7 protein-coding genes are annotated in these 9,963 nt (G+C 71.7%); 5 read left to right on the forward strand and 2 right to left on the reverse strand.

Annotation, left to right across the window (positions count from 1 at the left end):
* Nucleotides 1-58: 58 nt before the first annotated feature.
* Together AB0F10_RS41305 and AB0F10_RS41310 are read right to left on the reverse strand one after the other, a co-directional pair.
* Complete coding sequence (locus AB0F10_RS41305; RefSeq protein ID WP_360638752.1) at nt 59-1,336, reverse strand: DUF1343 domain-containing protein; 1,278 nt, start codon at nt 1,334-1,336, stop codon at nt 59-61.
* Nucleotides 1,333-3,081: a glycoside hydrolase family 3 N-terminal domain-containing protein gene (locus tag AB0F10_RS41310; protein WP_360638755.1), complete on the reverse strand. Its 1,749-nt coding sequence runs from the start codon at nt 3,079-3,081 to the stop codon at nt 1,333-1,335. Before AB0F10_RS41310 ends, AB0F10_RS41305 begins: the two co-directional genes overlap by 4 nt.
* A 109-nt stretch (nt 3,082-3,190) precedes the next feature.
* On the opposite strand from AB0F10_RS41310, the gene AB0F10_RS41315 reads away from it, so the two are divergent.
* The 5 genes from AB0F10_RS41315 (at nt 3,191) to AB0F10_RS41335 (ending at nt 9,872) form a co-directional block, all read left to right on the forward strand.
* Entirely contained in the window at nt 3,191-4,951 is a 1,761-nt protein-coding gene (locus AB0F10_RS41315) for a serine hydrolase domain-containing protein (protein WP_360638758.1), read from the forward strand.
* Between the two features lie 13 nt (nt 4,952-4,964).
* The gene (gene ngcE, locus AB0F10_RS41320; RefSeq protein ID WP_360638761.1) at nt 4,965-6,365 is read left to right on the forward strand and encodes an N-acetylglucosamine/diacetylchitobiose ABC transporter substrate-binding protein; all 1,401 of its coding nucleotides are present in this window, start codon (nt 4,965-4,967) and stop codon (nt 6,363-6,365) included.
* Nucleotide 6,366: 1 nt separating this feature from the next.
* A complete protein-coding gene (locus AB0F10_RS41325) occupies nt 6,367-7,272 on the forward strand; it encodes a sugar ABC transporter permease (RefSeq protein WP_360638764.1) in 906 nt (301 codons plus the stop codon).
* Nucleotides 7,272-8,174 carry a carbohydrate ABC transporter permease gene (locus AB0F10_RS41330; RefSeq protein ID WP_360638767.1) on the forward strand — a complete coding sequence of 301 codons (903 nt, stop codon included), beginning with the start codon at nt 7,272-7,274 and terminating at the stop codon, nt 8,172-8,174. The genes AB0F10_RS41325 and AB0F10_RS41330 overlap by 1 nt, the downstream gene beginning before the upstream one ends.
* 87 nt (nt 8,175-8,261) lie before the next feature.
* The gene (locus AB0F10_RS41335) at nt 8,262-9,872 is read left to right on the forward strand and encodes a PAS domain S-box protein (protein WP_360638770.1); all 1,611 of its coding nucleotides are present in this window, start codon (nt 8,262-8,264) and stop codon (nt 9,870-9,872) included.
* Nucleotides 9,873-9,963: the final 91 nt, after the last annotated feature.

The following is a 9,963-nucleotide window of genomic DNA, read 5'->3' on the forward strand; positions in this document are numbered from 1 at the left end:
GCCTGTTCACCGGCGCCCCCGTGGCGCCGGTGGTGCACGCGCGGCTGACCGGCGCCGTTCACGAGCCGAGCCGCGAGTAGCGCAGGTACGGCCGCCGCCGCGCCTCGAACGCGGCCAGCTCACCCGCCCAGGCGCCGACCACGTCGTCGGTCGTCGCGCCCGCGTCGATCATCGTGCGCAGCCGCGACGAGCCGGTGAGCAGGTCGATCCAGTACCGGGTGCCGCCGTCCACCCGCCACGCGAAGGCCGCCTCCCCGCGGGCCTCCACCAGCATGGCGACCGCCGTCCGGATCGGGTCGTACGCGGCCTGGTCGCTGACCTTCACCTCGATGCCCGCGCAGAGCTGGTTGGTGAACTTGTTGAAGGTCGGCGTGAAGTACGCCTCCCGGAACTCCACCCCGGGCAGGTTCAGCGCCGCCACCCGGTCGCGCCAGCGGTGATCGAAGCCGGGGCCGCCGATCAGCTCGAACGGGCGGGTGGTGCCGCGGCCCTCGGACAGCGACGACACCCCCTCGAACAGGCCCGTTCCGGGGTAGACCAGCGCGGTGTCCGGCGTGGGGATGTTCGGGCTGGGCAGCACCCACGGCAGGTCGGTGTCGCCGGCGCGCAGCCGCCCGGCCCAGCCCCGGCAGTCGATCACCTCGAGGTCCACCGGCCGTCCCGCCTCCGCGACGAGGAACTCGCCGTTGTAGAAGCGGGCCAGCTCGCCGACCGTCATGCCGTGCTGCTGCACGATCTTCAGCCGGCCCACGCCGGAGGTGAACCCGTCGGTCATCATCGGCCCGTACGCGCGCCCGCCCACCGGGTTGGGCCGGTCCAGCACCAGGTAGCGCAGGCCCAGCCGGGCGGCGGCGGCCATCGAGTCGTACAGGGTGTAGATGTAGGTGTAGAAGCGGGCGCCGATGTCCTGGATGTCGAAGACGACAGTGCGCACCCCGGCCGCGGTGAACATCTGCGCCCAGGTGGCCTGCGAGGCGAGGTAGGCGTCGTAGACGGTCAGCCCGGTGCGGGCGTCGGTGCCGGTGCCCTCGCTGCCGCCGGCCTGCGCCGAGCCGCGGAAGCCGTGCTCCGGGCCGAAGACGCCGCCGATGCTCACGCCGTCGGCGTGCATCCGGTCCACCAGGTGCCGGTACTCGCGGTCCACGCCGGTCGGGTTGGAGACGACGCCGATGCGCTCGCCGCGCACCGCGTCCCAGCCGGCGGCGGCGAGCCGGTCCATCCCGGTCCGCACCGGGACCCGGGGGAGCAGGCCGGGTTTTGCGGCGGCAGGCTCCGCGCCGGTCAGCCCGGCCGCGACTCCGGCCGCGCCCGCGGCCAGCAGCCCCCGTCGGTTCACCGGACGCTCCAGGTCAGGCCGTGACCGTACGGGTAGAGGCCCGGTATCTCGACCGGCAGCTTGCCGCGCGGCGCCACGGTGCCGAGCAGCACCTTGGCCAGCGACTCCATGGAGACCGCCGAGTAGCCGTAGGTGGCCAGGTAGGTGCCGGCCTCCGGCGCGGCGGTGAGGTCGTAGGGGTCGCGGACCGCCGCCCACACGACCGGCTTGCCGGTCGCCAGCAGGGCCTTGACGAGCGCCTTCTGCCGGCCGCCCGGATCGGCGACCGTGGTGTCCCAGGCCCGGCTGGTGAGCACCACGGTGACGTCGTGGGCGCGTGCCGCCGCGACCGCTTCGGCGATCTTGGCGTCGTCCGGCAGGCCGGTGACCAGCGGCGTGGCGCCGAGCGCGCCGGCCAGCACCGCGATGTTCGAGGTGGCGCCGGTGTTCCAGCCGGTCACCAGCACCGACTTGCCGGCGGGCAGCGGCAGCAGGCCCGCGTCGTTGCGGATCGCGGTGACGCCGCGGTCGGCGACGGACTGCGCGACGCGGAGGTTCGCGGGCGTGCCGACCGAGCGTTCCGCCGCGGCGGGGTCGAGCGGCGTCCAGCGCAGCAGGCCGCGCCGCTGCTTGAGGGTGAGGATCCGGCGCACGGATTCGTCGATGCGGGCCTCGGTGAGCTCGCCGGACGCGACCGCGCCGAGCAGGGCGCCGTACGCCACCGGCATGTCCGGCGGCATGAGCAGCATGTCGACGCCGGCCTTGAGCGCCAGCACCGGTACCCGGTCGTCGCCGTACTTCTGCCGTACGCCGGCCATCTCCAGCGAGTCGCTGACGATCACGCCGCGGTAGCCGAGTTCGCCGCGCAGCAGCCCGGTGATGATCGGCTTCGACAGGGTGGCCGGGTCGAGCGCCGGATCGAGCGCCGGGACCACGATGTGCGCGCTCATGATGGCGTCGACGCCGGCCGCGATCGCGGCCTTGAACGGCGGCGCGTCGATGCGTTCCCACTGCTCGCGGGTGTGGGTGATCACCGGCAGCCCGGTGTGGCTGTCGGTGGCGGTGTCGCCGTGCCCGGGAAAGTGCTTGGCGGAGGCCGAGGCGTTCGCGCCGACCTGCAACCCGAGCACCTGGCTCGCGGTGAGCGCGGCGGCGAGGCCCGGATCGCTGCCGAACGAGCGCACCCCGATGACCGGGTTGGCGGGGTTCACGTTGACGTCGGCCACCGGGGCCCAGGCCTGGTTGATGCCGACCGCCCGCAGCTCGGTGCCGGTGACCTTGCCGGTGCGGTAGGCGTCGAGCGGGCTGCGCCCGGCGCCGAGCGCCATCCCGCCGGGGAACTGGGTGGCCGGCGGCGGCATCCGGGTGACCACGCCGTGCTCCTGGTCGGTGGAGATGGTCAGCGGGACGTCGCCGGCGGCGGCCTGCAGCCCGTTGCTGAGCGTGGCGATCTGGCGCGGCGTCTGCAGGCTGTTCGTCCAGGCGAAGTAGATGACGCCGCCGAGGTGGTACTTCGCGACGACCTCCGCCGGGGTGTCCACGCCGTACATCCGGCGGTTGGCGGCGGCGTCGGCTGCCGACGGCGTGTTCGCGTCGTTGCCGTAGACGTAGGTGGTGAAGAGCTGACCGATCTTCTCCGGCAGGGTCATCCGGGACAGGACCGCGTCGACCGGCGACGGTGCGGGGCTCGCGGCGGCGGCCGGAACGGCGGACACCGTGATGCCCAGGGCGGCGAGAGCGAGAAGTGCCACGGGACGCGTTCGCATGGTGCCAGAAGGTAGTCGGGTCGCCGTGGTATGGCAATAACCTTCGTCCCTCTTGCCAGTTACGAAGGAAACATTCATCCTCGACGGATCGACGTATAGAGAGGCGTTGATGATCAAACTCTGGTTCCTTTCCCCGCTCTGCGTGGTCGCCTGCCTCGCCGCGGGCTCGCCCGCGGCCGCGCGGCCCACCGCCGAGCCCGGCCGGGCGCCGGCGGTCACCCCCGCCGACCTCCGGTTCCGGCACGACGTGCTGCGCACCGGCACCGCGCGGGAGGCCGGCCTGCTGCCGGACCGGGTCGCCGCGCTGCGCAGCATCGCCGCGTCGTATCTGGCGCCCACACCCGATCATCCCGGCCATCCCGCGTACGCGGGCGCCACCGTGCTCGCCGCACACCATGGTGTCGTGGTGTCGCGCTTCGCGGTCGGCGACGCGGTCCGCTACACCGCGGGACCCGGCGGGATCGCCGAGCTGCCGCCGGATCAGCGCGTCCCGGCGCGCCCCGACACCCTGTGGGACCTCGCCTCGATCTCCAAGCTGTTCACCACGATCGTGGTGCTCCAGCAGGTCGAGGCCGGGCGGGTGAGCCTGGACGCGCCGGTCGCGGACCACGTGCCGGAGTTCGCGGCGGGCGGCAAGGGGTCGGTGACCGTCCGGCATCTGCTCACCCACACCTCCGGGCTGCCCGCGTTCCTGCCGTTCTACTCGAGGTACGCCACGCCCGCCGAGCGGATCGCCGCGGCCCTCGCCACGCCGGTCACCGCCGGATCGGCGCCCGGCCGGCAGTACGTCTACTCCGACATCGGCCTGATCGGGCTCGGCGTGCTGGTCGAGCGCGTCACCGGCAAGTCCCTCGCGGACGCGGTCCGCGACGGGGTCACCGGCCCGCTCGCGATGCGCGACACCGGCTACAACCCCGGCCCCGAGCTGCGCGACCGGACCGCCGCCACCGAGTACCAGCCGTACGTCGGCCGCGGCATGGTCCGGGGCGAGGTCCACGACGAGAACGCCTGGTCGCTCGGCGGCGTCGCCGGGCACGCCGGCGTCTTCTCCACCGCGGACGACCTGGCGGTGCTCTGCCAGATGCTGCTCGACGGCGGCAGCTACCGGGGCCGGCGGATCCTGTCCGCCCCGATGGTCCGCCAGGCGCTTGTCAACTACAACGCGGACCTGCTGGAGGCGTACCCCGAGAGCGCGCGCGGGCTCGGCTTCGAGCTCGCCAAGCAGTGGTACATGGACGGGATGACCTCGCCGGTCGCCTTCGGGCACACCGGGTTCACCGGCACCTCGATCGTCATCGACCCGCTCGACCAGTCGTTCCTCATCCTGCTCAGCAACCGGGTGCACCCGGACCGGGACTGGGGGAGCAACAACGTGGCCCGGCGCGCTCTCGCGCGTACCTTCGCCGCCGCCCACCCGGTCCAGGCGCTTCCCGGCGGCGCGCCCTGGCGGACCGAGCGGCGCGACGGCGCGATCATGACGCTGACCGCGCCGCTGCGGCGCGCGGCGGGCCCGCGGTGCCGGGCCGCGTTCCTTTTCTGGTACGACACCGAGCCGCGCTACGACACGGCGGCGCTCGAGTCGTCGGCCGACGGGGTGACCTGGGCGCCGCTGCCGGCGACCCTGCGCGCGGGCCGCGAGACGTTCACCGGCGACGGCACGTTCACCGGCTACGGCGGCCGCCACTGGTGGCTCGCCACCGCCGAGGTGCCGGCCGGCACCACCCGGCTGCGCCTCGGCTATCGCACCGACGCCGCCTCGCAGGGCCGCGGCGTCCTGCTCGACCGTCTCCGGGTGTTCGAGCCCGGAGCCATCCTCGTCGACGGCGCGACCCGGTTCGAGGCCGACGGCTGGAACCAATCGGATAACTAGGCGGGAGCCGAACATGGGACACGGGATCAGCCGGCGCGGGCTACTGCAGGGTGCGGCGGGTGCTGCCGCCGCGGGCACGCTCGCCGGGTGCGCGATGGGCGGCGACGACTCCCCGGACGACGCCAAGGGCGAGGTCACCGCGAGCAACCCGCTGGGCGTCAAGCCGGACGCGCCGCTGGAGGTGGTCATCTTCAACGGCGGCTTCGGCGAGGAGTACGCCAAGGCGCACGAGGCCATGTACCGGCAGCGCTACCCCAAGGCGGAGATCAAGCACTCGGCCACCCAGCAGATCGCCGAGACGCTGCAGCCCCGGTTCGTGGCCGGCGACCCGCCGGACGTGGTGAACAACTCCGGCGGCAGCCAGATCGACTTCAACGGCCTGGTGTCCGAGGGCGCCCTGACCGATCTCGGCGAACTGCTCGACGCGCCCAGCCTCGACGACCCGAACACCAAGGTCCGCGACACGCTGCTGCCCGGCATCGTCGATGTCGGCTCCTACGACGGAAGGTTCCTGTCGCTGAACTACGCCTACTCGGCGTACGGCGTCTGGTATTCGCAGAAGCTCTTCGACGCCAGGGGCTGGGAGTACCCGAAGACCTGGACCGAGATGATCGCCCTGTGCAGGACCATCAAGGCGGCCGGCATCGCGCCCTGGACCTACCCGGGCAAGCACTCCCGCTACATGAGCTGGCCGATCCTCGCCGCCGCCGGCAAAACCGGCGGCATCGAGGTGATCAAGGCGATCGACAACCTGGAGCCGAACGCCTGGAAGCACGACGCCGTCCGGGCCGCCGCCGAGGCGTACTACCAGCTTGCCGTGGACGGCTATCTGCAGCCGGGCGCCGAGGGCATGGACCACATCCAGTCGCAGACCGAGTGGTGCCGGGGACACGCCGCGTTCGTCTCCTGCGGATCGTGGCTCGAGAACGAGCAGAAGTCGGTCACCCCGCCCGGCTTCCGGATGGCCGTCGCGCCGACACCCAGCCTCACCGCGGGCGACAAGATGGGTTTCGAGGCGTTCCGCGGCACCGGCAGCGAGCCGTTCATCGTGCCCACCAAGGGCAAGAACGTCCGCGGCGGCCTGGAATACCTGCGGATCATGCTCTCGCAGCAGGGCGCCTCCGACTTCACCCGCAAGGTCAGCAGCCTCACCTGCGTGCGGGGCTCCAGCGCCGGCATCGCGCTCGGCCCCGGCCTCACCTCGGTGACCAAGCTGATCGACGCGTCCAACGGCGGTGCCTTCACCTGGCTGTACTCGTCGTACTACCGCAAGCTGGAGCGCGAGCGGGTCGACGCGGCGTGCGCCGAGCTGTTCACCAAGCGGATCAACGCGGCGCAGTGGTGCGACAAGGTGCAGCGGTCCGCCGACGAGTTCGCCCAGGACCCCGCCGTCAAGAAGTACAAGCGGGCCTGAGGTGCGCGGCAAGCGGCTGTTCATCGCCACGTTCCTGATCCCGCCCCTGCTGCTGTACGGCGTCTTCGTCGTCTCGCCGTACGCGCAGGCGTTCCAGATCGCCGGCACCGACTGGAGCGGGCTGTCGCCGGAGTACGACTTCGTCGGGCTGGACAACTTCCGCCGGCTGGCCGGCGACGGCTACTTCTGGAACGCGCTGCGGCACAACGCACTGATGCTCGTGGTGCTGCCGGTGGCGACGATCCTGCTCGGCCTCTTCTTCGCCTCGATGATCAGCGTGGGCGGCCGCCCCGACCGCGCGGGCGTGCACGGCGTACGCGGAGCCGGCCTCTACCGCGTCGTCTACTTCTTCCCCCAGGTGCTGTCGGTGGCGATCATCGGCGTGCTCTGGAAGGAGGCGTACGCCCCGCACACCGGCATGATCAACGGGGTGCTGCGCGCGGTCGGGCTGGACGCCCTGGCCGTGGCCTGGCTCGGCGATCCGCGGTTCTCGTTCTGGTGCGTGCTGGCCGTGCTCGTCTGGATGAACGTGGGCTTCTACGTGGTCCTGTTCAGCGCGGCCATGCAGTCGATACCCCGCGACCTCTACGAGGCGGCACTGCTCGACGGCGCGAGCCGGCTCACCACGCTGGTCCGGATCACCGTCCCGCTGGTGTGGGACACCATCCAGGTCGCCTGGGTCTACCTGGCGATCATCGCGATCGACGGCTTCGCCATCGTGCAGATCATCACCGACGGCGGGCCGAGCTCGTCGTCGGACGTGGTCGGGCTGCGGCTGTACAAGACCGCGTTCGGCGACGGGCAGTTCGGCTACGCCTCGGCGATCGGCGTGGCGATGTTCTTCATGACCCTCACGGTGGCGGTCGCGTTCCTGCGAGTGACCCGCCGCGAGCGGGTGGAGTTGTGATGGCGGTGCTCACCGAATCCTCCCGCACGTCGTCGTCCACGTCGCCGCCGGACGCAACCCCTCGGCCCGCCGGCCGCACGGTCCCGGTGCTGTCGCACGTGTTCCTGATCGGCTGGGCGCTGCTCACCACGCTGCCGCTGCTGTGGGCGGTGCTCAGCTCGTTCAAGAGCGACAACGAGATCCTGACCGACCCGTGGAGCCTGCCGTCCCGGCTGCGGTGGGAGAACTGGGGGAGGGCCTGGAACGAGGCCCACATCGGCCGCTACTTCCTGAACAGCGCCATCGTGGTGACCGGCGCGCTCGCACTGACCATGCTGCTCGGCGCCATGGCCGCGTACGTCCTGGCCCGCTACTCCTTCCGGGGCCGCCGGATCGTCTACTTCGCCTTCGTCGGCGGCATGATGTTCCCGGTCTTCCTGGCGCTCGTGCCGCTCTTCTTCGTGGTGCGCAACCTGGGCATCCTCGGCACCCTGCCCGGCCTGACGCTGGTGTACGCGGCCTACTCGCTGCCGTTCACGGTGTTCTTCCTGACCGCGTTCTTCCGCACCCTGCCCACCTCGGTCGCCGAGGCCGCGATGGTCGACGGGTGCGGGCACTTCCGGCTGTTCTTCGCGGTGATGCTGCCGATGGCCCGCCCCGGACTGGTCAGCGTCGGCATCTTCAACTTCCTGTTCCAGTGGAACCAGTACGTCCTGCCGATCGTGCTCATGCAGGGCGAGGGCGCGGAGCGCAAGTGGGTGCTGGCGCAGGGGCTGACCGCGCTCGCGGTGAACGAGGGATACCGCGGCGACTTCAGCGGCCTGTTCGCCGGGATGACCATCGCGATGCTGCCGGTGATCGCCGCCTATCTGATCTTCCACCGCCAGGTGCAGAGCGGCCTGGCCGCGGGCCAGCTCCGTTAGCTCGCCCTAGCCTCCAACAGGCGTGTGGCCTCGTCGGCGGCCGGACGTGGTACTAGTTAGGTCGTGCTGAGGGCCATCGAATGGATTGTGCTGGGAATCGGTAGCACGGCCGCCATCGTCTACGGCGTCCGTCGTCACCGACCCGCCCGGATCGGACCCTGGCTGCTGCTCGCCGGCGCCATCGCGGCGAGCGCTGCCGGCGACGTGTTGACCGCCTTGCACCGGCCCGGCCTGGCCGATGTCTGCTTCTACGCCATGTTCGCGCTGGTCGCCTGCAGTCTGCTGCAGCTGACCCGCGTCGGTGCGATTCTCGTCGACCGGGCACGGCTCATCGACCTGCTCGCGTTCGCCTGCTCGACGCTGCTGGTGGTCTGGGTGTTCGTCATCGGCGATGCGGGCCAGATCGGGAAGATCTCCGGGGCGTACGTCATCGGTGCCCTGCTGCTCCTCGCGGTTGTCGCCCGCATGCTGGTCGCCGTGGGCCGGAACCTCTCGGCCGCGCTGCTGGTCATGGGTGCGGTCGGTGTCCTGGTCGGTGACATCTCGCAGCCGCTGTGGCCGGGCCGGCTGAGCGAGTCCGGTTTCGTGGTGCTCTACCTGGCCTGGGGCGCCGCCGCGCTGCACCCGTCGATGGTCAGGCTCACCGAGCCCGCGGCGCCGCGTCCGAGCCCGTGGCGCGGGCGCTGGGCGGCGCTGCTGGGCATCTCCGTTGCCACCCCGCCGGTCGTTCTGCTGATCGAGGGTGCCGACGGCACGGTCGGCGACGGCGTGGAGATTGCCGTGGCCGGTGCGATCACCCTTCTCCTGACCATCACGCGGCTGACCGACTCGGTGACCCTGAACGGCCAGGCCCTGACGCGCGAGCGCGGCCTGCGGCAGGCGAGCGCCGCGCTGGTCGCCGCCGCCGACACGCCGGCCGTGGACGAGGCCGTCCGCGCCGCGATCGCCCAGCTCATGCCGCCGGACGCCATCCGCAGCACCGCCTTCGCCGTCGACGACCGCCAGCTCACGCTCGAAGCGGTGCCCGGCACCGAGGCCGGCGCACCGCCCCGCAGCTGGTGGATCGCGGACGCGGATCACGACTACGCCACCCTGGTCTGTCCGCTCTGGCTGGAACCGCTCGCCGTCGCCCGGCCCAGCGGCGGAGCCCTGATCCTGGTGGGTCGCCGGGACACCCTCACCGCCACCCGCGACACCCTCGAGGTGCTGGCCGGTCAAGCGGCGCTCGCGCTGGACCGCATCTCACTGGTGGAGGCGATCGGCCGCCGCGACAGTGATCTCTATCTGCGCGCGGTGATCCGCAACAGCGCGGACATCGTGGTGGTGATCGACGAGGACCAGCGCATCCGATACGCCAGTCCCTCGCTGCGCGAGCTGCTCGGCGCCGACGACCTTCCGCCGCTGGCGACCCTCGACGATCTGGTGCATCCGGACGACCGCAACCTGCTGCGTCAGGCCTTCCGCAGCTCCGGCGACGGCGCGGTGTTCTGCTCGCTGTTGCGGGCCGACGGCAGCCAGGTGCTGGTCGAAGCCACGTACCGCGACCTGCGCGAGGACCGCCTGGTCCAGGGCTTTGTGGTGACGATGCGGGATTTCACCCAGGGCCGTGATCCGGACGAACTGCCCCAACGCGAGAACCGGGACGATTTACCGGCCCAGGTGAACCGGCGCAGCGCTCGACACAAGTTCCGCTACTAGTGTCGTGAGTCGTTAATGCGTGTGCAGTAGCGGGCGATGGATTCGAGGATCTGGTCGGCGGTCTTGGTCCAGACGTAGGGGCGTGGGTTGT

This window comes from Actinoplanes sp. NPDC026623 (assembly GCF_040638275.1).
Classification (GTDB): Bacteria; Actinomycetota; Actinomycetes; order Mycobacteriales; family Micromonosporaceae; genus Actinoplanes.

Excerpts from the sequence above, each read along its gene's own strand:
- AB0F10_RS41315 (WP_360638758.1), top strand. The coding sequence starts at position 3,191 with ATGATCAAACTCTGGTTCCTTTCCCCGCTCTGCGTGGTCGCCTGCCTC.
- AB0F10_RS41310 (WP_360638755.1), bottom strand. The coding sequence starts at position 3,081 with ATGCGAACGCGTCCCGTGGCACTTCTCGCTCTCGCCGCCCTGGGCATC.
- ngcE (WP_360638761.1), top strand. The coding sequence starts at position 4,965 with ATGGGACACGGGATCAGCCGGCGCGGGCTACTGCAGGGTGCGGCGGGT.
- AB0F10_RS41330 (WP_360638767.1), top strand. The coding sequence starts at position 7,272 with ATGGCGGTGCTCACCGAATCCTCCCGCACGTCGTCGTCCACGTCGCCG.